Here is a 23,042-nt window from a genome sequence, read left to right as displayed (position 1 = left end):
GACCCCGTCCCCAGGGCGCACCCCACCGGGCGCCCGGGGCGGCTGGCGACACTCGTCGGCCGGAAGGAGGAGCTTCCCGTTGAGCCGGGTCCAGACACCGGAGCAACAGCCGCCGGCGCCCGGGGGGCGGAAGTCGCTGATCGGACGGCTCGCCGACTGGATCTTCAACAGCGCCCTCTGGAAGTCGATGTACATGAACCCCTACCCGCGGGACCGGCGCACCCGCGGGCTGGCCGTCTTGAACAGCCTCTTCCTCCACCTGCACCCGGGCCGCATCAGCCGTCAGGCCCTGACGTTCCGCTACACCTTCGGGCTCGGCGGCACGTCGTTCTTCATGTTCATCATCCTGACGGTGACGGGCATCTTCCTCATGTTCTACTACGTTCCGGCCGTGCCGCAAGCCTACTTCAGCATCGAGGAGCTGGAGACCACCGTCGCCTTCGGCCAGTTCTTCCGCAACATCCACCGCTGGGCCGCCCACGCCATGGTCCTGCTGGTGTTCCTGCACATGCTGCGGGTGTTCTACACCGGAGCCTACAAGCCGCCGCGGCAGTTCAACTGGGTGATCGGCGTGGTGCTGCTGGTCCTGACCTTCTTGATGAGCTTCACGGGCTACCTGCTCCCCTGGGACCAGCTGGCCTACTGGGCGGTGACGGTGGGCACCAACATGGCCGGCGCCACGCCGTTCGTCGGCGACAAGCTGAAGTTCCTCCTCATCGGCGGATACGACATCAACCAGAACACCCTGATCCGGTGGTACACGCTGCACGTCTTCGCCCTGCCCCTGGTGGCGGCCGTGTTCATGGGCATGCACTTCTGGCGGGTGCGCAAGGACGGGTTCTCCCGCTAGCGCGCCGCCGGCGCGAGGCCCGACGGCGGATCGGCTGCGACGGGTCCGGTCACCGTCGGTGGGTCCGGGGGCCGCTCCGCCGGGCCCCGATCCGATGCCATCTGCAGGCCCGGGCCGGACGAGCGCGGCGGCGCCCCACCGGGCCCCGCGCTGCCGCGGTTCCCGCGAGGCGCGGCATGACGGGTAGGGCACGAGGAGGGAAGCTCCGTGGCACAGCCGCAACCGGTCAAGGCCGCTTCCGGCGAGGAGCCCAAGCGGCCCAATCCCAAGGAGCAGGTGACCGTCTGGCCGCACCTGCTGCTCATCGAGTTCGTCGGCGCCCTGATCTACACCATCGGGTTGTCGATCCTCGCCATCTTGATCAAGGCGCCGCTGCTCGACCTGGCCAACCCGACCCACACGCCGAACCCGGCCAAGGCGCCCTGGTACTTCCTCAACCTGCAGGAGCTGCTGCTGCACATGCATCCCAGCCTGGCCGGTGTGATCGTGCCGGGGCTCGTGCTGGTGCTGATCGCCGCCATCCCGTACATCGACACGGATCCGTCGGACACCGGGGTGTGGTTCTCGGGCGAGAAGGGCCTGCGCATCTTCAAGTTCTCCTTCGTCTACACCGCGTTGATCGTGGTGGGGCTGGTGCTCTTCGACGCCTTCTTCGCCGTCAACGTCGGCGGCGTCGACTACATCGGCACGCGGGGCGTGGTGGCCGCGGTCCTGCAGCTGTTCATGAGCCCGGAGGCGATCCACGCCCAGGCGCAGCTCGTCGAGTGGATCGCCGGGGTGGTGATCCCGCTGATCGTCATGGCGGCGGTGCCCGGCGTGCTGGCCGCCATCGTCCGCAAGCGGTACCAGGCCAATACCCGCGAGACCATCATCGCGCTGTTCACGGTCTTCGTCGCCTCCTACGTCGTGCTGACCATCATCGGTACGGGCTTCCGGGGCGAGAGCCTGCACCTGGTGTGGCCGTGGCAGCTCGAGCCGCCCCACTGAGGGGAGTCCGCGGGGAGAGGGCGCGGTTCGGCCGCTTGCGGCCGGTCCATCCGGCTGCGTACGATGCTGGACGTTGGAGGGATCGGGAGCATGGCCGACGATCGGGAACGGGGTCCCGAGTCGGAAGGCGGAGCCGGCGCGGGACAGCCTGATACCAAGGATGCACGGCCTGCCGGTGAGGCCCCGGCGGGCTCGGCCGGCCGCTCCGGCGGCGCGGAGGCGGCCGGTGGCGCGGAGTCGGCCGGCGGCGCGGGGTCGGGGGCGGAACGGCCGGCGGCGGCCGCACCGTCCGTCGGGGGCCGCCAGGCCGCCGGGTCGCCGGCGGGGGGCACCGGGCCTGCAGCCGCCGGCGCCGCGGGTCCGCAGGGCCATCGCGGCGCGGGCACCCCGTCGAAGGTCGACCCCGAGAAGCTGGCCGCGGCCAAGGCGGCGGCCGCGCGGGCGGCTGCGGCCAAGGCTGCGGGCGGCGGTGCCGGTGGCGGGGCGGCCGCGACGGCGGCAGGGGGCGTTGCGCGACCCGCGGCGCGAGCCGGCGGCCACGGCGCAGCGGCCCGGCGGGACGAACCGGTGACGCGCCGCGACTTCCTCCACTGGGCGCTGTGGGGGTCGGCGTTGCTGTGGCTGGGGCTGTTCGCCGGCAGCTTCGCCAACTACTTCTGGCCGCGGAAGGTGGGCTTCTTCGGCCAGAAGATCAACATCGGGCCGGCGTCCAACTTCCCGGTGGGGTCCGTGACCAAGATCGACGCGGGCAAGTTCTACCTGGTCCACGTCGAGGAGGGCATGATCGCCCTATACTGGCGCTGCACCCATCTGGGCTGCACGGTGCCGTGGAAGCCGGAGGAGCGGCCGGACGCCGGCGGCTGCTTCTGCTGTCCCTGCCACGGCTCCCAGTTCAATAAGGTGGGCGAGAAGATCGGCGGCCCCGCGCCGCGGCCGATGGACTACTTCCCCATCGAGATCGACGAGGCGGGCAACGTGTGGGTGGATACCGGCCGCGTCCAGCAGCGCACGGCCTTCAGCCCCGACCAGCTGACGCCGGTGCCGCGGGCGTGATGCCCCGCGTCTTCGGCGGCGACGCCCTGGCCAGGAGGAGGTGAGCCGCCGTGTTCGAGGTCCTCGAGTCCGTGGAGCTTCTCGCCGTGGCGATCACGATCTTCCTCTGCCTCTGGGCGGTCGATACCGTGGAGCGGTTCACCGGCCGCCCGCTGGAGACGTCGGGCGAGGACGAGTGAAGGCCGCCCACGCACCCACGCGGAAAGGAGTCGCAGCCTTGAGCAAGCGGAAAGTGGTCGCCCTCAGCCTGCTCTGGGCCCTGATCCTGATCCTGCAGGGCTACTGGCTCTTCGAGGGCCAGCGGATGTCCGGGGCAGCCGAAGCCGCGCGGGAGGAACAGGCCGCCCGGGGCGCCCAGCTCTACGCCCAGAACTGCATGGTCTGCCACGGACCCGTCGGCGAGGGCATCATCGGGCCGCCGTTGAACCGGGACGCGTTCCGGGCGGAGGGCAAGCCGCCGGTGCAGGTCGCCACCATCCAGGACTCGCTGACCAAGACCATCGCCCGGGGCCGCCCGGGGTTCGACAGCCATACCTGGTTGGTGGAGGACGGCAAGATCCACTCCTACACCCGGATGCCGGCGTGGTCCACCGCCGACAACGGCCCGCTCAACGAGCAGCAGATCCGCGACCTGGTCACCTTCCTGATGTACGGCGACTGGCAGGAGCCCAGCAAGCACGCCGCCGCCCCCGAGGTGGCGCGGCTGACGGTGACCGAGTACGTCCAGAATCCCGACACCGGCGCGCAGGAGCAGCGCACCCGACCCGTCACCGCCCAGGACCTGGACGTCCAGGCCAAGGGGTTGACGGAGGAGGAGAACCAGCAGGCCAAGGAGCTCTTCGTGGAGATGAACTGCATCCAGTGCCATACCCTGGGCAGCTACGGCGGGGTCGTGGGCCCCAACCTGACCCGGGCCGGCGAGTGGCTCCCCAGCCAGGAGTTCGTCGAGCGGTGGATCGCCAACCCGCAGGACTTCGCCCCCTGGGAGCGCATGCCCTCGGTGTGGGACGGGCAGGGCACGCCGGTGGACCTGACCGAGACCTATCGGGAGGAGCAGGACAAGTTCCGCAGCATCATGCCCCCTTACGAGGACGCCATGTCACCGGAGCAGATCCGCCTGCTGGCCCGCTTCCTGATGGGTCTTGGCGACGTGGAGAAGCGGAACGCCGCATCGCTCCCCGCTCCCTCCGGCGTGAGCAGCCAGGGCCCGGAGCAGGGCGGCGGTGGCGACGCCGGGGGCGCCGGCGGGGGTTCGTGATGATCGCAAGAGCAGGGGTGCCGCGGTCCGAAGGGGCACCGGTGAGCGGCCGGTGCCCCTTGGTGCCATGTCCGGGCCTTCGCCTTCAGAGCCGTTCGGTCGCTCGCCGTCGGCGCGGGCCGCACCTCGACCTGGGCATGGCGTGGACGGTTGCGGGTTCGTCCGCGGCGGCGGTGCCCCTGGACCCGCGCTGGGATCGACCGCCAGGGAGCACCGCCGTGGGTGGCTGCCGAGCGCACGGAGGCACGGACCGACCATGACGTCACCGAGACGGGTCGTCACGATGCAGGCGGTTCCCAGAGATCTGGCCCGCTCCGGCTGGATCGGCCAGCCCGCAGTGCAGCCCGGGGCTCCGTGGAGCTGGGCCATCGCATGCCTGCTCCTGGGGTGGGGTGCGGGATCCCTGTTCCGGCTGCGTGCCCTCCTGGGCATCAACGTCCTGGACATGTTCGGGTTCTGGTGCCTGGTGGGTGCCGGCTTGTGTGCCGCCCAGTTCTTCACGGCCATGCAGGTCGTCGACGGCCGGCGCCGGCTGTTCGAGGCGCTGGAACGACTGTCCGGCGGGTTCGTCAAGGTGGCCATCCCCGGCGCCGCCCATCGCGGGCGCGGCGGGGCGGAGGTGCTGGTGGCGACCGCGGACCGGGCCTGGGTGATCGGCACGCTGGACGTGTCGGCCTCCGCCCGCCCCAAGGCGGCGCGCAAGCGGCTGGTGGCCGCCGCCGATCGCCTGGTGGCGGAGAGCCGGATCCTGAGCGCAGAGCTGGCGGCGGCCGGCGTGCGGTGGCCGGCCGAGCCCGCACCGGTGCTGGTGCTCACGCGTCGCCCCGTCCACGGTCCTCTGCTGGAGTACGGCGTGTGGCAGGTGAACCCGGAACATCTCGTCAAGTTGTTGGACGAACGCAGCGCGGCAACCCGCGTCCGCGGCAGCCTGCACGCGGCCCTGGCCGCCTGGCATGACCGGCGGGCCCTGCAGGCGCAGCACCGGCGCCGGCGCTGAGAGGCAACCGAGGGCGGCGGTGGTGTGCGGCTCCAGGGCCATCCCAGGGGCAGCCGAACCTGCAGGCGCAGCACCGGCGCCGGCGCTGCAGCGCGGCTGCGATGCCGGGACAGGGGAAGCCGAGCCACCACTGCGGTCGCGGGCCGCGACGTGGGGATCCCGTCGGGGAAGCCCCGAAGCCCCTGGGAGCGTTCCCCCGGATCCGTCGGGCGTGAGGCCGGCCGCGGATCGGGTGGGCCTGGCAAGCACCGCCCGCATGCCCCATGCCCCGCGTGCGCCGTGCCCCGGGGGCCGGGCGTGCCGGAGGGGGGGGGGGGGGGGGGGGCGCGTCGGATGGGCCTCACCGCCCGGAGCCGCCGCGCGCTGCAAGGAGGACGAGGTGGGACATGCCTTCGTTCCTGCAAGTGGCCTTGCTGCTCGCCGTGGTGATCCTCGCCGCCAAGGGCGCCGGGGCCCTCTCCAAGCGCCTGGGCCAGCCCGCCGTGTTCGGCGAGTTGTTGGTCGGCATCCTGCTGGGGCCCTCGCTGTTGGACATCCTGCACTGGCCGGTCTTCACCGACCCCCACTACCTCGAGCAGCTGGTCCGCGACCTGGCCGAGCTCGGCGTCATCTTCCTGATGTTCCTGGCCGGTCTGGAGACGGACCTGACGGAGATGCGCAAGGTGGGCACCGCGGCCTTCTTCGGGGCGGTCGGCGGCGTCGCCCTGCCCTTCCTGGCCGGCACCGGGGTGGCGCTCGCCTTCGGCTTCCCCACCTACGAGAGCGTGTTCATCGGGACCATCCTCACCGCCACCTCCGTCAGCATCACCGCCCAGACCCTGCTGGAGCTCGGGCGCCTGCGCTCCCGGGAAGGCACGACGATCCTGGGCTCCGCCGTGATCGACGACGTGATGGGCATCGTCATCCTGTCCGTCGTGGTCGCCCTCCACCAGGCCGGCCTGGGCGAGGGTCCCGGCACCGCACCCGGCGCCGGCGCGGCGGGGATCGCGACGCTGCTCCCCATCGTCCTGCGCATGGCAGCCTTCTTCCTGGCCGCCCTCGCCGTCGGCCGCTGGCTGCTGCCGCCGGTGCTCCGCGCGGCCGCCCGCTGGCCTGGGACGGAGCCGCTCTTCGCCGTGGCCCTGGTGGCCGGGCTGCTCATGGCCGTCGCCGCGGAAGAGCTCGGCGGCGTCGCCGCCATCACGGGCTCGTACATGGCCGGCGTGATGTTGACCTTGCATCCCGATCTCAAGCACCACGTGGAAGAGCGGCTGGCCGTCCTGGCCTACGGCTTCTTCGTCCCCATCTTCTTCGTCAACATCGGGTTGGAGAGCGACGTGGTGGCGGCCGTGGCCGAAAGCGGCGCCGGCTTCCTCATCCTGATCCTGGCGGCCGCCGTCCTCGGCAAGGTCATCGGCTCCAGCCTCGGCGTCCGTCCCTTCGGCTTCCGCTGGATCGAAGCCCTCCGGGTTGGCATCGGGATGGTCAGCCGGGGCGAGGTGGCGTTGATCGTGGCCGGCATCGGCTTGCAGGAGGGCGTGATCTCGCAACCCGTGTTCTCCGTCATGGTGGTCATGACCCTGTTCACGACCCTGGTCACACCCGTCCTCTTGCGCTGGTCCTTCGGCCGTGCGCCCGATTCGCCCTCGGGGGCCGCCGCCTATCAGCCGGTGCCGGGAGCCCGGTCCGGCGAGGCCGATTGAGGGAGCGCGAGCGGCGGGTGTGCCCAACTTCCCGGCGGCGAGACCGAAGTCCGAAACGGGGCCGCGACGGAGCGCCAGGCGCACCGTCGCTCCCGTCCCCCTCGCCCTTCGGCGCGGCCACCGCACGCGGCCTACCGGCGTGATGAAGGAGGTCATGGCAATGAAGCTCTTGGTCGCGGTCGACGGTTCCCCGCCCTCGGGCCGCGCCCTCGAGCTGGCCGCCCGGCTCGTCCAGGGCCGCCAGGGGGCGCGGCTGGTGCTGGTGCACTGCGTTCCCGGGATGAGCGGCGACCTGTTCGTCGGCCCCGATGCGGTGTACCGCTACCTGGAGGAGTCGTCGGAGCGCCTGGGGCGATCCATCCTGGACGCGGCGACCCGGCGTCTCGGCGAACCGCGGCCGCCTGTGGAGACGGTCCTCCGGCGCGGCGAGCCGGGACGCGAGATCGTCGCCGAGGCCGAGCGCCAGCGCCCCGACCTGGTGGTGGTGGGCCGGCGCGGGTTGGGGCGCGTCACCTCCGCCCTGCTGGGCAGTGTCAGCGGGTACGTGCTGGAACACTGGCGCGGGGCGGTGCTGGTGGTGCATTGAGCTGGGAGGCGGGCACCGCCCTGCCGGCCCACCGGCCCCGGCCGGCCCATCCCATCCATCCCCCTCCATCCCCCTGCCGCCGCGCGGGACGAAGGTGGCGCTACATGCCGCCCCGGCCCATGGCCATCAGCGACACCTCGGCCCACCGCATGAAGGCGTCGGGCCAGATCCCCAGGACCAGGGTGAAGAAGAAGCAGACCGCCAGCACCGTCCAGATCGGGGCGGGCACCGGCACCGCCGTGTCGGGCACGGGCGCCTTCTCCGCCGGCACCACGTACATGTGCCGCACCAGGTTGTAGTAGTATCCGACCGAGATCACGCTGTTGAGCGCCACCAGCACCGGCAGCCACAGGTTGCCGGCCGCCACCAACGCCCGGAACACGCCGAACTTCGCCATGAACCCCGCAGTGAACGGAAGCCCCACCAGGGAGACCAGGAAGACCACCAGCAGCGCCGCCAGCAGCGGCTCCCGGCGAGCGAGCCCGGTGAAGTCCTGCACCGTGCGGCCCTCGCCGTGCACCTGCAGCGCGGTGATCACGGCGAAGGCGCCGACGTTCATGAAGGTGTAGGCCATCACGTAGTACAGCACGGCGGTCCGGCCGAGCTCCGACGCCGCCGCCACGGCCGCCAGGATGTATCCCGCCTGGGCGATGGACGAATAGGCCATGAGCCGCTTGACGTCGGTCTGCCGGAGCGCCGCCACGTTGGCCACCGTCATCGTCAGCACGGCCAGGACGACGAAGGCGGTCTGCCAAGCCTCCTGGGCTCCGCCCATCCCGCCGTAGAACACCCGCAGGATGGCTGCGAACGCCGCGCCCTCCGACACCACCGCCAGATAGGCGGTGATGGGCGTGGGTGCGCCCTGGTAGGCATCCGGCAGCCAGAGGTGGAAGGGCACGGCGCCGGCCTTGAAGGCCAGCCCCGCCAGCAGGAAGGCGACCCCCAGGGCCAACATCGGCACCGGCACGGCGGCGGCCGCCTCGCCCTGCAGCACCTGACCGACCTGGCGCGCCAGCTCGACCAGGTCGAAGGTGCCCGTGGCACCGTACACCAGCGAGACGCCGAAGAGCAGGATGCCCGAGCTCAAGGCCCCGTTGAGGAAGTACTTCAGCGCCGCCTCCTGGGAGCGCGGGTCGGTGCGCATCAGCCCCGCCAGGGCGTAGGAGCTCAGCGACAGCAGCTCCAGCCCCAGGTAGAAGGTCAGCAGGTTGGCCGCCCCCGCCATGAACAGGGCCCCGGTGGTCGCCAACAGCAGCAGGCTGAAGTACTCGCCCGGGGCGATGCCGCGCTGGGCCACGTAGTCGATGGACAGCAGCGCCACCAGTGCGGTGGCGATCAAGAACACCGCCTTGAAGAACGCGGCGTAACCGTCGCTGGACACCATGCCGCCCAGGATGGGACCCGGCTGGGCGACGTCGCGGCGGATGACGATCATCGCCACGACGACGCCGAGCACGGCCAGGTAGCCGATCCAGTCGCGGCGCCCTGCGGCCGTCCCCGGGGCCGCCGCGCCGGTCTCACCGCCCTGCCCCGCCGCCTCGTCGCGCCCGCCGGCGAAGGCGTCGGCCAGCAGGAGGACCATGGCCGTCACGGCCAGCACGATCTCGGGCAGGAGATAGATCAGTTCCCCGGCCGACAGCACCGGCATGCTCACATCCCTCCCAACTTGGCGACGAACTGGGCGACGGGCGTGCTCAGCACCTGGGTCAACAGGCCGGGCATCCACCCCAGCAGCAGCATGGCCGCCACCAGCGGCACGAAGGTCGCCAACTCCCGCGGCGTGACGTCAGGGAGGCCGCTCCACTCGGGCCTCGGAGCGCCCATGGTCACCCGCTGCAGCATGGTCAGGTTGTACATCGCCGCCCCGACCAGCCCGACCAGGGCGACGTAGACCGCGGTGGGGAACACCGGCAGCGTGCCCATCAGCGTGAAGAACTCGCCGATGAAGGTGCTGAACCCGGGCAGGCCCAGGTTGGCGAAGGCGGCGATGCCCAGGAAGGTGGCCCCCACCGGCGTGGTGCGGAACATGCCGCCCAGCCGGTCGAAGTCCCGGGTGTGGGTGCGGTCGTACCAGAAGCCGACCAGCAGGAACAGCAGCGCCGACGCCAGCCCGTGGGCCACCATCATGAAGACCGCCGCCATGGTGGCGGACTGCCCCGCCTCCAGGATCACCTGGGGGTCGCGCCCCGCCAGCTGGGCGGCCTGGGCGACCCCCGGCGCCGCGGCGGCCGCCGCCAGCGCCAGCACCACGAACCCCATCTGGCTGACCGAGGAGTAGGCCACCAGCCGCTTGAAGTCCCGCTGCCCCAGGGCGGTGAAGGCGCCATAGAGGATGGCGATCACGGCCAGCGTCGCCAGCGCGCCGGCCAGGTCGCGGGCCACGTCGGGCAGCGTCGGCCACGTGATCCGCATCATGCCGTAGGTGCCCAGCTTCAGCAGCACCGCCGCCAGGATCACGCTGATGGGCGTCGGCGCCTCGACGTGGGCGTCGGGAAGCCACGTATGGACGGGCCACATGGGCGTCTTGATGGCGAACCCGACGAAGAGCAGCAGGAACAGGGGCAGCTTGAGGGCCTCGGGCACCGCCGCCGGGGCGCGCCGCGCCAGCTCCACCATGTCGAAGGTGCTGGCGCCGGTGAGCAGGTAGAGTGCGAGGATGCCGACGATCAGCACGATGCTGCCCACCAGCGTGTAGATGAAAAACTTCAGCGACGCGTAGTCCCGCCGCGGGCCGCCCCAGACCCCGATGAGGAAGTACATCGGGATCAGCGACAGCTCGAAGAACACGTAGAACAGCAGGTAGTCCAGGGCCAGGAACACGCCAAAGATCCCGGTGACCAGGAGCCCCAGCAGCACCCAGTACTCCTTGACCCGCACCTCGATGCCCCAGGAGGCCAGCGCCGCGATGGGGGCGATCAGCGCGGTCAAGGCGACCAGCGGCAGCGACAGGCCGTCGACGCCCAGGTAGTACCAGGCGCCCAGGGTGGGGATCCAGCGGTAGCGCTCCACGAACTGGGGTCCGCCGGCCGCCGGGTCGAACCCGGCCCACACCGCGGCCACCAGCAGCAGCGGCACCGCCATCGCCACGGTGCCCACCAGGCGAATGGCCCGGTGGTTCTCGCGCGGGATCAGCAGGGTCAGCAGCGCGCCCGCCGCCGGCACCCCCAGGATCAGGCTCAGGTAGGGCAGCGACGCGGACATCACCACAGGCCTCCCGTCCGTTGCAGGATCAGCAGCGCCAGCAGCACCACCCCGGCGAACAGGGTGAGCATGTACCCCTGGACCAGGCCGGTGGACCAGCGCCGCACCACCTCGCCCACGCCGGCCACCAACCCGGCCACCCCGTTGACGATCCCGTCGATCACCAGCCGATCGAACCCGGCCGCCAGCCGCGCGACCCAGGACGAACCGGCCAGCACCACGACCTCATAGGCCCGGTCGAAGAACCACTTCTCCTGGAGGACGAAGTAGGGCGTCGCCAGGGCGCTGCGCAGCGTCGCCGGCGAGATCCACCCCAGCCCGTAGACGACGATCCCCAGCAGGATGCCCGCCACGGCGAACAGCGTGCCCGTCAGGACCACCAGCGACTCCGGCTCGTGGGCGGCCTGGTGCTCCCCGAAGGTGATGAACTCGTGGACCGGCGCACCGAACAGCGCCGGCGCCAGGAAGCCGGCGGCGAAGGCGGGGATGGCCAGCAGCACCAGCGGCCAGCGCAGCTCCGGCCCGCCCTCGTGGGCATGGGCGAACCGCTGCTCGTCCCGCGGCCTGCCGAAGAAGGTCAGCACCACGGCCCGCGTCATGTAGAAGGCGGTCAGGCCCGCCGTCACGGCACCGACCCAGAACAGCACCGGATAGCGGGAGTGATAGGCGGCCAGCAGGATCTCATCCTTGGAGTAGAAGCCGGAGAAGGGCCAGATGCCCGCCAGCGCCAGCGTGCCGACGATGAAGGTCAGCGCCGTCAGCCTCATCTTCCGGCCCAGGCCGCCCATCTCGCGCATGTCCTGCGTGTGCACCGCGTGGATCACCGCGCCGGACCCCAGGAACAGCAGCGCCTTGAAGAAGCCGTGGGTCCACAGGTGGAACATGGCCGCGCTGTAGCCGCCGACGCCCAGGGCCATCACCATGTAGCCGAGCTGGCTGACCGTCGAGTAGGCCAGCACCTTCTTGATGTCCGTCTGGACCACGGCGATGGTGGCCGCCAGGAAGGCGGTGAACGCGCCGAGGAACGCCACCACGGCCAGCGCCGCGGGCGCCTCGGCGAAGATGAAGTAGGTCCGGGCGATGAGGAACACGCCCGCCGCGACCATGGTGGCGGCGTGGATCAGGGCGCTGACCGGGGTCGGGCCGGCCATGGCGTCAGGCAGCCAGACGTGCAGCGGCGCCTGGGCCGACTTGCCCACCGCCCCGCCGAAGATCAGCAGCGCGGCGACGGTCATCGCGCGGGTGAAGTCGGGCGTCCCCGCGCCCGCCTGCTGCTCCACCCACGCCTGCCAGTCGGCGAAGCGCAGGCTGCCCGTCAGCTGGAACATGTACCAGAAGCCGGCCATCATCAGCACGTCGCCGATGCGGGTGGTGATGAAGGCCTTGTACGCCGCCGCCTGGTTCTCCCGCTCCTCGAACCAGTGGCCGATCAGCAGGTAGGAGCAGGCGCCCATGATCTCCCACCAGATCAGCCAGAACACGGCGTTGTCGGCGATCACCAGCCCCAGCATGCCCGCGGTGAACAGGGAGATCAGGGCGAAGTACCGGTTGTACCGGGCGTCGCCGTGCATGTAGCCCAGGGAGAAGACGTGCACCATCAGGCTGACGAAGGAGACCATCAGCAGCAGGGCCGCCTCCAGGTTGTCCACCCGGAAGCCGACGTCCAGCGCGAAGGAACCGAACGCCAGCCACCGCCAGGCGGCCTCGTAGGCGTCCGGCCGCGCCACGGCATCGCGGAACACCCCGAGCGACAGGGCCGTCGCCGCCAGCATCCCCGCGACGCCGATCCAGCCCGCCCGTTCGCCCAGCCGGCGGCCGACGAACACCGTCAGGACGAAGGCCGCCAGCGGAAAGAGCGGGATCAACCAGGCCGACTCCACCACGCCGCCTCACCTCGCAGTCCCGTCCGTGCCCTCATCGGCCCATCGCCGGTACGCCGACGCCGGTGGGCGGTCGGCCGCCCCACCGCGCGATCCGCCGACCCAGCGCGTCAGCCGCGCATCAACCGGATCTTGTTGATGTCCACCTCGCCGCGCCGCCGGACCACCATCAGCACGATGCCGATGCCGATGGCCGCCTCCGCGGCGGCGATGGCGATGATGAACAGGCCGAAGATCTGCCCCTCCACCGACCCGGGGTCCAGGTACCGGTTCAGCGCCACCAGGTTCAGGTTCACGGCGTTGAGCATGAGCTCGATGCACATCAGGATCCGGATGGCGTTGGTGCGGGTCAGCGCGCCCCAGAGGCCGAGGCCGAAGAGCAGGGTGCCGACCACCAGGTAGTCCATCAGCGGAACGCCGCCCATCACCGGCCCACCTCCCTGGCGGTCCCGGCCGCCACCGCGGCGCCCGCGCCGGAGGTGCCCCCCTGCGTCCCCGACACCGCACCGGATGCCGCCGGCTCCGCCGCGGGCCGTCCGCGGCCGGCGGGGGACGCCTCCCCGCCGCCGGCATCGGGGGTCGCCGGCGCGACCCGGCCGCGGGTGCGGCCGCGTTCCTCCGCCGCATCGCGCCGCGTCAGCCCGATGGCGCCGATCAGGGCGGCCAGCAGGGCCGCCGAGGCCACCTCGAAGGGCACCGCGTAGCGGGTGAACATCTCCCCGCCGATGGCGCGCAGGTCGTCGGCCACGGGGTCACCCAGCGGCACCCGCGGCAGCTGGGCCGCCGCCAGGCCGGCCAGCACCACGGCCACCAGGACGCCCGCCACGACCACCGGGATCCACCCGTAGTACGGCGAGCGCAGGCGGCGGCGCAACCGCTCCGCGGGCGGCAGCTCGCCGGGGCCCCGGAGCTCCTCGGGGTCCGAGAGCATGATGGCGAAGACCACGACGGTCAGGATGGCGCCGACGTAGACCAGCACGTGGAGCAGGGCGAAGGTCGGGGCCTGCAGCAGGATGAACAGCCCCGCCATGCCCACGAAGGTCAGCCCCAGGAACAGGGCGCTGTGGGCGATCTGCTCGCTGGTCACCACCCGCCAGGCGCCCAGCAGCACCACCGCCGCCAGGATGGCGAAGATCACGGCGCCGCCGCTCATGGCTTCTCGCCCCCGGCCAGCCGGACGGCGTCGTACTGCTTCCAGATCTCCGCCAGCTGCTCCTTGTTGAAGATCAGGTTGGGCACGGAGTAGTCCGCGATCTCGAAGTGGTTCGCCATCTCCAGGGCATCGAAGGGGCAGGCCTCGACGCACAGGTTGCAGACCATGCACCGCGACATGTCGATGTTGAAGACCTTGGGCCGGCGCAGGCGCTTGCCCTTCTCGTCGGTCTCCTCGATGACCTCGATGACGTTGACCGGGCACGAGCGGGCGCAGAGCCCGCACGCCGTGCAGTTGAGCTCGCCGGTCTCCAGGTTGGTCTTCAGCACCGGGATGCCGCGGTAGCCCTTGGGCAGGTCCGGCCGCTCGTCGGGGTAGTTCACCGTCACCGGCGGCCTGGCGGCCGATCGCCAGGTGACGGCGTGCCCGATCACCACGCTCTTGGCCGCCTGCCAGATCTCCGCCAGGATGCTCACCCACCGTCACCGCCTTTCAGACCAGGAACAACCCGGTGATCACCAGGTTGAGCAGGCCCACCGGCACGAGGAACTTCCAGCCCAGGTCGAGCAGCTGGTCGATGCGGATCCGCGGCAGCGTCCAGCGGATCCACATGGCCAGCAGGACGAAGGCGTACGTCTTGATCAGGAACCACACCACCGGCGGCAGCAGGGGTCCGTTCCACCCACCGAAGAACAGGCTGGCCGCGATGGCCGACATGGTGAACAGGTTCGTGTACTCGGCGAACATGAACATGCCCCAGCGGATGCCGCTGTACTCGGTGAAGTAGCCCGCCACCAGCTCCGACTCGGCCTCCGCCATGTCGAAGGGCGTGCGGTTGAGCTCGGCGATGGCGGCGATCAAGAAGACGATGAAGCCGAGGAACTGCGGGAACACGAACCAGTAGGTGCGCTGGGCCTCGACGATGTCCTGGAGGCTGAGGCTGCCCGCCAGCATCACGACGCCCAGCACCGCCAGCACCAGCGGGATCTCGTAGGCCATGAGCTGCGCCGCGGCCCGCATGGCGCCGATCAGCGAGTACTTGTTGTTGGATCCCCAACCGGCCATGAAGATGCCGAACAGGGTGAAGGACGAGACCGCGCTCAAGAACAGCAGGCCCAGGTTGAAGTCCGGCTGCACGCCGAAGTCCGGCCCCACGGGCAGGATGACGAACAAGAGCACCGCCGGCGCGAAGACGACCACCGGCGCCGCCGCCCAGACCCAGCGATCGGCCGCGGCCGGCATCACGTCCTCCTTGGAGAACATCTTGATGGCGTCGGCGATCAGCTGCAGCCATCCGTGGGGCTTGCCCACGCGGTACGGGCCCACGCGGTACTGGATGCGCGCCGACACCTTGCGCTCCAGCCACACGAGGAACATGAAGTTGAGCCCGATGAAGGCGAGGGCGATGGTCGCCTTGAGGATGGCCCACAGCACCGCCACCAGCCCCTCCGGCATCAACGGTCGACCTCCCCGAGGACGATGTCGATGCTGCCGATGATGGCCACCACGTCGGCGACCAGGTGCCCCCGCGCCAGGAGGGGCAGCAGCTGCAGGTGGACGAAGCAGGGCGACCGCCAGCGGGCCCGGTAGGCGTTGGTGTCCCCCGCCGCCACCAGGTAGACGCCCACCTCGCCGCGCGGGCCCTCCACCCGGTGGTAGACCTCGCCGTACGGGCGGATGGCCCGCGGGACCTTGGCCATCACCGGGCCGTCGGGCAGCTCCTTGACCGCCTGGCGGATGATCTTCGCGCTCTCCAGCATCTCGTACATGCGCACCACGGCCCGGTCGTAGACGTCGCCGTTCTCGCCCACCGGGACGTCGAACTCGAACCGATCATAGGGCAGGTAGTTGTCCACCTTGCGGACGTCGTACTTGACGCCCGAGCCGCGCAGGACCGGTCCGCTGGCCCCGTAGGCGATGGCCACCTCCGGCTTGAGCACGCCGATCCCCTTGGTCCGGCGGACGAAGATGGCGTTGTCGATGAGCAGCCGCATGAACTCCGGCCAGTAGGTGCGCTCCAGCTGGTCGAGGAAGGCGAGCAGGTCGTCGAGCCACCCGTCGGGGACGTCATTGCGCATGCCGCCGATGCGCAGATATCCGTACAGGAACCGCGCCCCGGTGGCCCGCTCGAACAGCTTGTAGCAGTACTCGCGCGCCGTGAAGGCGTGCAGGAAGGGCGTCACCGCCCCCATGTCTAGCCCGAAGGTGCCGAACCACAGCAGGTGGCTGGTGATCCGCTGCAGCTCGGAGAAGATCACGCGCAGGATCTGGGCGCGCTCGGGGACCTCGATGCCCGTCAGCTTCTCCACCGCCTGCACCAGCGCGAGCTCGTTGGTGATGGCGGCCAGGTAGTCGTTGCGGTCCGAGAAGGGGACCGTCATCGCATACGTCATGTACTCGGCGATCTTCTCCCAGTTCCGGTGCAGGTAGCCGATGTCCGGCTGCGCGTCGACCACCCGCTCGCCGTCCAGGGTGAGCACCACCCGCAGCACGCCGTGGGTGCTGGGGTGCTGCGGCCCCATGCTCATGGTCATGGTCTGGCGCCCGCCGTCCAGGGCCTCGACCCGCACCCGGTCGCCCAGGCGCGGATCCAGCTCCAGCGGCTGCACCGGCTCCTGCGTCAGGCTCACGGCCCTCACCTCGCCTTCCGTCCACCCGCTCCCCACCGTCGCCCCATCGCCCGCCCTCGGGCAGGCACCGGGGGTCCCGTCCGCGCCGCTCGCCTCCCCCCGGCGCGCCCGACTCCCTCCGCGCCGTCCCGCGGCGCGCCCTCACCGCGGACGCACCTTGCGCTCCCGCTTGGGCCGCCGGTCGACGAAGTCCTTGCGCAACGGGAAGACGTCGTCGGGCGTCCAGGGCGGCATCAGGATCCGCCGCAGGTCCGGGTGGCCGCGGAAGCGGATCCCGAACATGTCGAAGGCCTCCCGCTCGTGCCACCCGGCGCCGGGCCAGACCTCGACCACGCTGGGGACCTCGGGGTGGTCCTTGCCCACGTTGACCTTGACCGTCAGCCGCCGGCGGTGCCCCACGCCCCGCAGCTGGTACACCACCTGCAGCGCGTCCTTGTAGTCGACGCCGCACAGGTCCGAGAGGTAGTCGAAGCCGAGCTGCGGGTCGTCGCGGAGGAACCGGGCCACCTCGAGCCACCGGTCCACCGGCACGGTGACGATGGGGCAGCCGTCGGCCGTGGCCGCCACGGGCTCGAAGTCCACGTCCGGGAAGGCCTCGCGCAGACGGGCTACCACGGGGTCGGTGGCCGGTTCCTCCGCCGCGCCCTCGGCCGCCGCCTTCTTCTTCGCCTTGGGGTCCACGAACGTGCCCTCGGCCGGCAGGGGCAGGGCCTCCAGCAGGGGCTTGTCGTCCTGGTGGATGTGGATCGGGCGGTCATCCCCGGCTTGCCCGGGCGCCGCCTCGGAGCGTTCCGCCACAGGTCTTCCCCCCCATCGTTCCGGCGCGGTCTGGTGGCGTCCTCGCGGCCCGCGGCCGACGGGGCCGGCTTGCCATGGGGCCCATCGGGCGCAGGGGCGCCGCCGCGGCCGACGTCGGCCCGCCGGCGTCCCAACGCGCCTGCTCCCGGGCTCCCGGCGCGACGCGTCACGGCGCCCAGGCAAACGCCAGCCCCGCTCCCCGCGGGGCTGCGCCGTCTTCCGCTGGTCAGGCCGGCAGGTTCGCCCGGGCCACCTTGTCCTGCAGTTTCATGATGGCGTAGATCAACGCCTCCGGCCGCGGCGGGCAGCCGGCCACGTACACGTCGACGGGGACGATCTTGTCGACGCCGTCCACCACGTTGTAGCCCTGGTAGTACGGCCCGCCGTTGGAGGCGCAGGCCCCCATGGCGATCACGTACTTGGGCTCCGCCATCTGGTCGTACAGCGTCTTGATCACCGGCGCCATCTTCTCCGTGACCGTGCCCGCCACGATCATCAGGTCGGCCTGGCGCGGCGAGGCCCGGAACACCGAGCCGAGCCGGTCCAGGTCGATGCGCGAGGCGCCCGCCGCCATCATCTCGATGGCGCAGCACGCGATCCCGAACAAGAGGTACCAGAGCGAGTTCTTGCGACCCCAGTTGACCAGGGTCTGCAGGTTCGTGGTGATGACCCCGGGCAGGTACTCCCACACGCCCGGCAGGCGCTCCGCGGCGCGGTCGATCAGGCGGTCGGGATCCGTCTCGTCCCAGGCCACGTCGGCCAGGGTGATGCCCGACGGGCCCGTGACCCGCGGGTTGCTCACGCCCATCGTAACACCTTCTTCTTCCACGCGTAGACCAGGCCCACCGTCAGCATCCCGATGAACACGGCCATCTCCACGAAGGCAAAGGGCCCCATCTGGGCCAGCTCGCGGAACCGCACGGCCCACGGGTAGAGGAAGACCACCTCGACGTCGAACACCAGGAAGATCAGGGCGAAGACGTAGTAGTGGATGCTGTAGCGCACGCGGGCGTCGCCGTAGGGGCGAATCCCCGTCTCGTAGGTGGTCAGCTTGCTGGGGTCGCGCCAGTCGCGCCGCAGCAGCCGGCTCAGGGCCACGTTGACCATCGGGAACGTGACCCCGGCGACGAGGAAGACCAGGACGTCGATCCAGACCCGGGAGTCCAACTGGCCGCCCCCCGTTTCCCCACCGGTGGACGCCACCGCGGCGGTGGCCACCGGTATAGAAAGGCGACGGGCGGGACTTCGTGAAATTCGGAACATGACGGAGCCCGCCCGAAAGCCATCCACATTATATGGAGAAGAAAAATTCGGTGTCAACCAAAGGCGCGGCAGCGCCCGCCGGGGCCCGGGGCGCCACCGGGACGGCGGGCAACGCGCCCCGCCCGGCATGGGGGTGTCGTCCCGGCGCCGACCGGACGCCGCGTGCACCCCCTCCCGGCGCCACCCTGACCGGCCGGGTGCCGTCGCCGCGGGGTTCCCCACGCCCGACGCGATGGTGACCTCCCTGGTGCTGGCCCCCCTGCACGACGGGGGCACGCTCCCGCCACGCCATCGAGGCGATCGGCGATGACGACCCGGTGCTCGCCGGCCGGCTTCCGCGCCACGAGGAGCAGGGCCGTCGGGAACCGACCCCGGCACCCGGGCCCCTTGGCGACGTCACCCGCCGGCTGCGCCGACGGCCGGTTCGTCCCCCGCATCGGCCGGGTGCCAGGCCGCCACGTTCCAGAGGAACCCGCCCGGCGAGCCGCTGATGGGCCCCGCCACCTCCGGGCGCACCGCCAGCACCTGGATCTCCTGCCAGAGGAACAGGGCCGGCTGCAGCTCCACCAGCCGCTCCTGGACCTTGCGGTAGGTGGCACGGCGGTCGCCCCCGCGGCGCCCGGCTTCGAGCAGCCGGTCCAGCTCGGCGTCGTGCAGGCCGGTGAAGTTCAGGTGGCCGCCCGAGTGCCACAGGGCGTAGCCGTCGGGGTCGACGCCCACCCCGACCCCCAGCAGCGCCGCCTGATACCGCCCCTCCCGCAGGGCGGCCACCAGCTCGCCCCATTCGAGCCGGCGCACCTCGACGGCGATCCCCACCCGCCGCAGCCAGTCGGCCAGCATGACCGCGGCCTGCTCCCGGTACCGGTTCTCCCGGTGGGTGAGGAGCTCGATCACCAGGGGCCGGCCGTCCCGCTCCCGGATGCCGTCGCCGTCGACGTCGCGCCAGCCTGCCGCCGCGAGCAGGTCGCGGGCCGCCTGGGGATCGTGGCGGGGCAGGGGCGCGGGGCCCGCCCACCAGGTGCCCGGCAGGGCCGGGGACGTCAGGGGCTCGGCATACCGCCCGAAGAGCTCGCCCACCAGGGCCTGTCGGTCCACCGCCAGGTCGATGGCCCGGCGCACCGCCGGGTCGGCCAGCACCGGGTCGCGCAGGTTGTAGGCCACATAGGTGTAGCCGAGGTCGGGGAACTCCACCAGCCGCAGGGGCGACCCGCTCTCCACCGCCTGGCGGGCCGCCTCCGGGGAGAGGCGGCCGGCGTCCACCTCCCCGTCGAGGATCGCCCGGTCCAGCTCGTCCTGGTCGCGGAAGAACCGCACGACCACCACGGGATAGCCCGGCGTCGCAGCCGGCGGCAGGTCGTCCCGCGCCACAAGGCGCGCCTCCACCCCGGGCACCCAGCTCTCCAGCCGGTACGGCCCGGAGCCCACCGGCGCCCCGGTGTGGAAGGGGTGTTCGGGGTCGAGGGCCTCCGCCTGGCTGGCGAAGGCGTGGGCCGGCACCACCGGGAGGGTGAAGAGCTCCAAGGCCGGGGCGTAGGGCTCGGCGAAGGTCACCACGACGGTGCGCGGATCCGCGGCCCGCACCGCCCCCTGGGCGAGCCACCGCGCGTAGGCCGCCTGGGCCCGCTCCTCCCAGGCGTCCGCATCGATCCGGCCCGCCTCTCGCTCCCGATCCAGCCGCTCCAGCTCCGCGAGGTACTCCGCCGCGCCCGCCAGGGCCGCCAGGTTGTACGCGCCCATCCGATCGGCCGCGGGATGCAGGCGGGCCGTCAGGGAGAATACCACGTCATCGGCCGTCACCGGCTGGCCGTCCTGCCAGGTCGCCGCCGTCAGGTGGAGGGTGTAGGTGCGGCCGTCGTCGCCGACCTCCCAGGAGGCGGCCAGATCGGGTTCGACCTCCATGCGGTCGTTGTAGCGCACCAGGCTGCGGAACAGCAGGGGCTGCAGGGGATGCCGCTCGGTGAGCAGCGGGTTCCAGCCCTCGAAGCCACCGAGGCTGCCGATCACCAGCTGGGGGGCGCCATGGTCCGCGCCCGGGCCCGGCGCCGGCGTCGCGGCCGACCCGGCGGGCGCCGTGGGCGTGCGGCGGGCGGGGCCCGCTGCGTGCCACACGCCGGCCACGGCGATCAACACCAGGGCGAGGATCAGCGCCGCCCCCAGCCGGCGCCGCAGGTTCAGAGTCTGCTCGGACAACCGGCATCCTCTCCCCGTTGCGGTGAACCCGGGGACGAACCGGCCCACGCGCGACGGCGCGGCGACGGCCGGGGGCGGGCGCCCTCCCGGGGCGGACCGGGCCCCCGCCCGGCGAGGGCGGACCGGGCCCAAGACGCGCGGGCCGCGCGCCGCCGTCGCCGATCCCGCCCCGACCGACCCGATGCGGCCGCGCCGGCGCGGGCCCACGCCTAGCGCCGCCGCGGCAGCTCGACCAGCCGCGCCCGGGCCTCGCCGCCATCCAGCTCCAGCCACGCGTAGCTCGGCGCCGGGGCCCGCCGCGGATCCGTCGGCGAACCCGGGTTCAGCAGCAGCACGCCCTCCCGCCGCTCGATCAGCGGCTGGTGGCTGTGCCCGAAGATCACCACCGCCGGCCGCGGTTCGTCCGCGGCGAAGGCCTCCAGCGCGCGCCCCGGGGTCGTGGGCGCCCGGCCCAGGTGCCCGTGGGTCACCCCGACCCGCACCCCGTCGCGCTCGAAGACCGCCCGGGCCGGCAACCGGCGGCACGCCTCCGGGTCGTCCACGTTGCCGTGCACGGCGACCACCGGCGCCAGCAGGGCCAGTTCGTCGTACACGTCCAGGGTCACCAGGTCGCCCGCGTGGACGACCAGGTCCGCCTGCGCGGCCTCCTCCAGCACGGCCGGCGGCAGGAAGCGCCCCCGCCCGGGCAGGTGGGTGTCGGAGAGCACCAGGACCCTCGTCGGCACGGCGCCGGCCTCCCCCCTCTCGCCCCGCGGACCGCGCATCAGGCGCCGACGTCCACGGCCGCGCCCGTCTCCGCCGCCACCCGGGCGAGGTAGCCTTCCCGCAACCGGGCGAAGACCGGCCCCGGGCGGCCGTCGCCCACCGGCCGGCCGTCCACCTCCACCACCGCCAGCACCTCGGAGTTCGTGCCCGAGAGGATGACCTCCGACGCCCCCTCCAGCCACTGCACGGGGATCGCCTGCTCCCTGACGGGCATCCCCGCCTCCCGGGCCACCTCGAGCACCACCATGCGGGTGACCCCGGGCAGGATGTTGGCCAGCGGATGGGTGTAGAGGACGCCCTCCCGCACCACGAACACGTTGCTCGACGTGCCCTCGGTGAGCAGGCCGTCGCGGACGAACAGAGCCTCGTAGGCCCCCGCCCGGGCCGCCCGCTGCTTCGCCAGCACGTTGGGCAGCAGGCCCGTGGTCTTGACCCAACACAGGCCCCACCGGTTGTCGGGTACGGTGATCGCCTTGACGCCGCGGCGCACCGCCTCGGCGGGCGGCGTGCCGCCGGGCCGGGCGATGGCCACCACGGTCGGCTGGAGGCCGTCCGGCCAGGCATGGGCGCGGGGCGCCACCCCGCGGCTGACCTGGACGTACACCGACCCGTCCCGCACCCCGTTGCGCCGGATCAGCTCCTCCAGCACCTGGGTCCAGCGGGCGCGGTCGTAGGGCAGGGGGATCTCCAGGGCGGCCGCGCTCTGCTCGAGGCGCTCCAGGTGGTCGTCCAGGCGGAAGAACCGGCCGCCGTAGCAGCGGATCACCTCGTAGATCGCGTCGGCGAAGAGGAAGCCGCGGTCTTCCACGGGCACCACGGCCTGGTCATACGGGACGAAGCCTCCGTTCAGGAAGACGACCTCCGGCGGCAAGGGGTTCCCCTCCCTCTCCGGACCCGGTCCGGCGCACGCCGGCGACGGTGGCCCGGACGCATTCCAGCCCGTCGGGCCGGTACAGGGCGTTGCCCACGACCACGGTATGGGCCCAGGCGGCCATGGCCGCCGCCTGCTCGGCGGAGGCGAGTCCCCCGCCGTAGAAGAGCCGGGCCCGCCTGAGGACGCCGGCGGCCGCCCGGACCCACGCCGGCTCCCCGTACCGGCCGCTGTACTCAATGTACACGATGTCGGCTCGCAGGAGCCGCTCGGCCACCGTCGCCCAGGCCGCCACCTCGTCCGGCCCGGCGGGTGGCCGGGCGGCCGTCAGGCGCGCCACCGTGGCGTCCGGGTTGCAGACGACGTACGCCTCCGTCACCACCCGGTCCCAGGGCACCGGGATCCCGGGGGCGATGCGGTCCAGCCGCTGGAGGGCCTCGCGGTGCGCCCCCACCAGCCAGCGCGGGTCGCCGGCGTTGAGGACCATGGGGATCAGGTACCAGTCCGCCCCGGGCACCACCGCCTCAGGGCTCGAGACCTCCACGGCCACCGGCAGCCCGCTGGCCCGGGCCGCCGCCATCAACCGCACCACCGCGTCGCGGCGGATGCCGTCGCTGCCGCCCAGGATCAGGGCGTCGGTGCCGGTGGCGGCCAGCCGGCCCACCACCTCGGGGGCGATGGGACGGGCGGGATCCAGCTTGACCGCATGGCGCCAGCGGCGCCAGTCGCCCCCGTCCATGGCGCGCACCTCCTCCGGGCGCCGGCCGCCACCGGCGGGACCGGCGCAGCGTGCCCGGCCACCGGGGCCCTCCCGGCGATCTCGCGGCCGGCGTCGCCGCCCGCCCAGGGTTCGGCACCGGTATCGCAAGACCCTGCCA

At 72.2% G+C, this 23,042-nt stretch carries 23 protein-coding genes; 8 read left to right on the top strand and 15 right to left on the bottom strand.

Features of this window, described 5'->3' with window-relative positions:
* Positions 1–79: 79 nt before the first annotated feature.
* The 8 genes from extP (at position 80) to E1B22_RS05185 (ending at position 7,413) form a co-directional block, all read left to right on the top strand.
* Positions 80–850 (top strand): selenite/tellurite reduction operon b-type cytochrome ExtP, encoded by a 771-nt coding sequence (extP, locus tag E1B22_RS05215; RefSeq protein ID WP_135224838.1) that lies wholly within the window; start codon positions 80–82, stop codon positions 848–850.
* 207 nt (positions 851–1,057) lie between these two features.
* Positions 1,058–1,837, top strand: coding sequence for a menaquinol-cytochrome C reductase (locus E1B22_RS05210; protein ID WP_135224837.1), 780 nt, complete (start codon positions 1,058–1,060; stop codon positions 1,835–1,837).
* A 90-nt stretch (positions 1,838–1,927) separates the two neighbouring features.
* Entirely contained in the window at positions 1,928–2,890 is a 963-nt protein-coding gene (locus tag E1B22_RS05205) for a ubiquinol-cytochrome c reductase iron-sulfur subunit (RefSeq protein WP_135224836.1), read from the top strand.
* 50 nt (positions 2,891–2,940) lie between these two features.
* Positions 2,941–3,069 (top strand): hypothetical protein, encoded by a 129-nt coding sequence (locus E1B22_RS13690; protein WP_256369299.1) that lies wholly within the window; start codon positions 2,941–2,943, stop codon positions 3,067–3,069.
* 38 nt (positions 3,070–3,107) lie between these two features.
* Entirely contained in the window at positions 3,108–4,148 is a 1,041-nt protein-coding gene (locus E1B22_RS05200) for a cytochrome c (RefSeq protein ID WP_135224835.1), read from the top strand.
* Positions 4,149–4,404: 256 nt separating this feature from the next.
* Positions 4,405–5,145: a hypothetical protein gene (locus E1B22_RS05195; RefSeq protein ID WP_207669922.1), complete on the top strand. Its 741-nt coding sequence runs from the start codon at positions 4,405–4,407 to the stop codon at positions 5,143–5,145.
* Between the two features lie 386 nt (positions 5,146–5,531).
* Positions 5,532–6,827: a cation:proton antiporter gene (locus E1B22_RS05190; RefSeq protein ID WP_135224834.1), complete on the top strand. Its 1,296-nt coding sequence runs from the start codon at positions 5,532–5,534 to the stop codon at positions 6,825–6,827.
* A gap of 160 nt (positions 6,828–6,987) precedes the next feature.
* Positions 6,988–7,413 carry a universal stress protein gene (locus E1B22_RS05185; RefSeq protein WP_135224833.1) on the top strand — a complete coding sequence of 142 codons (426 nt, stop codon included), beginning with the start codon at positions 6,988–6,990 and terminating at the stop codon, positions 7,411–7,413.
* 100 nt (positions 7,414–7,513) lie between these two features.
* Here E1B22_RS05185 and E1B22_RS05180 read toward each other — a convergent pair whose 3' ends face one another.
* From E1B22_RS05180 to E1B22_RS05110, 15 genes are all read right to left on the bottom strand, one after another.
* The gene (locus tag E1B22_RS05180; RefSeq protein ID WP_135224832.1) at positions 7,514–9,061 is read right to left on the bottom strand and encodes an NADH-quinone oxidoreductase subunit N; all 1,548 of its coding nucleotides are present in this window, start codon (positions 9,059–9,061) and stop codon (positions 7,514–7,516) included.
* 2 nt (positions 9,062–9,063) lie between these two features.
* Complete coding sequence (locus E1B22_RS05175; RefSeq protein WP_135224831.1) at positions 9,064–10,614, bottom strand: NuoM family protein; 1,551 nt, start codon at positions 10,612–10,614, stop codon at positions 9,064–9,066.
* Entirely contained in the window at positions 10,614–12,494 is a 1,881-nt protein-coding gene (nuoL, locus tag E1B22_RS05170) for an NADH-quinone oxidoreductase subunit L (protein ID WP_243123755.1), read from the bottom strand. The genes E1B22_RS05175 and nuoL overlap by 1 nt, the downstream gene beginning before the upstream one ends.
* Before the next feature lie 110 nt (positions 12,495–12,604).
* Entirely contained in the window at positions 12,605–12,919 is a 315-nt protein-coding gene (nuoK, locus tag E1B22_RS05165; protein WP_135225966.1) for an NADH-quinone oxidoreductase subunit NuoK, read from the bottom strand.
* Positions 12,919–13,647, bottom strand: coding sequence for an NADH-quinone oxidoreductase subunit J (locus E1B22_RS05160; RefSeq protein ID WP_135224829.1), 729 nt, complete (start codon positions 13,645–13,647; stop codon positions 12,919–12,921). Before E1B22_RS05160 ends, nuoK begins: the two co-directional genes overlap by 1 nt.
* Positions 13,644–14,123, bottom strand: coding sequence for an NADH-quinone oxidoreductase subunit I (locus tag E1B22_RS05155; protein WP_135224828.1), 480 nt, complete (start codon positions 14,121–14,123; stop codon positions 13,644–13,646). The genes E1B22_RS05160 and E1B22_RS05155 overlap by 4 nt, the downstream gene beginning before the upstream one ends.
* A 16-nt stretch (positions 14,124–14,139) precedes the next feature.
* Positions 14,140–15,102 (bottom strand): NADH-quinone oxidoreductase subunit NuoH, encoded by a 963-nt coding sequence (gene nuoH, locus E1B22_RS05150; protein ID WP_135224827.1) that lies wholly within the window; start codon positions 15,100–15,102, stop codon positions 14,140–14,142.
* Positions 15,102–16,277, bottom strand: coding sequence for an NADH-quinone oxidoreductase subunit D (locus tag E1B22_RS05145; protein WP_135224826.1), 1,176 nt, complete (start codon positions 16,275–16,277; stop codon positions 15,102–15,104). Before E1B22_RS05145 ends, nuoH begins: the two co-directional genes overlap by 1 nt.
* A gap of 141 nt (positions 16,278–16,418) precedes the next feature.
* Complete coding sequence (locus E1B22_RS05140) at positions 16,419–17,075, bottom strand: NADH-quinone oxidoreductase subunit C (protein WP_135224825.1); 657 nt, start codon at positions 17,073–17,075, stop codon at positions 16,419–16,421.
* A 226-nt stretch (positions 17,076–17,301) separates the two neighbouring features.
* Positions 17,302–17,883: an NADH-quinone oxidoreductase subunit B gene (locus tag E1B22_RS05135; RefSeq protein ID WP_135224824.1), complete on the bottom strand. Its 582-nt coding sequence runs from the start codon at positions 17,881–17,883 to the stop codon at positions 17,302–17,304.
* On the bottom strand, positions 17,874–18,182 hold the full coding sequence (locus tag E1B22_RS05130) for an NADH-quinone oxidoreductase subunit A (protein WP_243123832.1): 309 nt from the start codon (positions 18,180–18,182) through the stop codon (positions 17,874–17,876). The genes E1B22_RS05135 and E1B22_RS05130 overlap by 10 nt, the downstream gene beginning before the upstream one ends.
* Before the next feature lie 552 nt (positions 18,183–18,734).
* Entirely contained in the window at positions 18,735–20,528 is a 1,794-nt protein-coding gene (locus tag E1B22_RS05125; RefSeq protein WP_135224822.1) for an ABC transporter substrate-binding protein, read from the bottom strand.
* Between the two features lie 209 nt (positions 20,529–20,737).
* Positions 20,738–21,253 carry a metallophosphoesterase family protein gene (locus E1B22_RS05120; RefSeq protein WP_135224821.1) on the bottom strand — a complete coding sequence of 172 codons (516 nt, stop codon included), beginning with the start codon at positions 21,251–21,253 and terminating at the stop codon, positions 20,738–20,740.
* A gap of 38 nt (positions 21,254–21,291) precedes the next feature.
* Positions 21,292–22,164 carry a D-amino-acid transaminase gene (gene dat, locus E1B22_RS05115; protein WP_135224820.1) on the bottom strand — a complete coding sequence of 291 codons (873 nt, stop codon included), beginning with the start codon at positions 22,162–22,164 and terminating at the stop codon, positions 21,292–21,294.
* A complete protein-coding gene (locus E1B22_RS05110) occupies positions 22,118–22,903 on the bottom strand; it encodes a heptaprenylglyceryl phosphate synthase (protein WP_135224819.1) in 786 nt (261 codons plus the stop codon). Before E1B22_RS05110 ends, dat begins: the two co-directional genes overlap by 47 nt.
* Positions 22,904–23,042: the final 139 nt, after the last annotated feature.

Source organism: Thermaerobacter sp. FW80 (assembly GCF_004634385.1).
Taxonomy (GTDB): domain Bacteria; phylum Bacillota; class Sulfobacillia; order Thermaerobacterales; family Thermaerobacteraceae; genus Thermaerobacter; species Thermaerobacter composti.
This window is presented reverse-complemented; position numbering and strand designations above follow the sequence as displayed.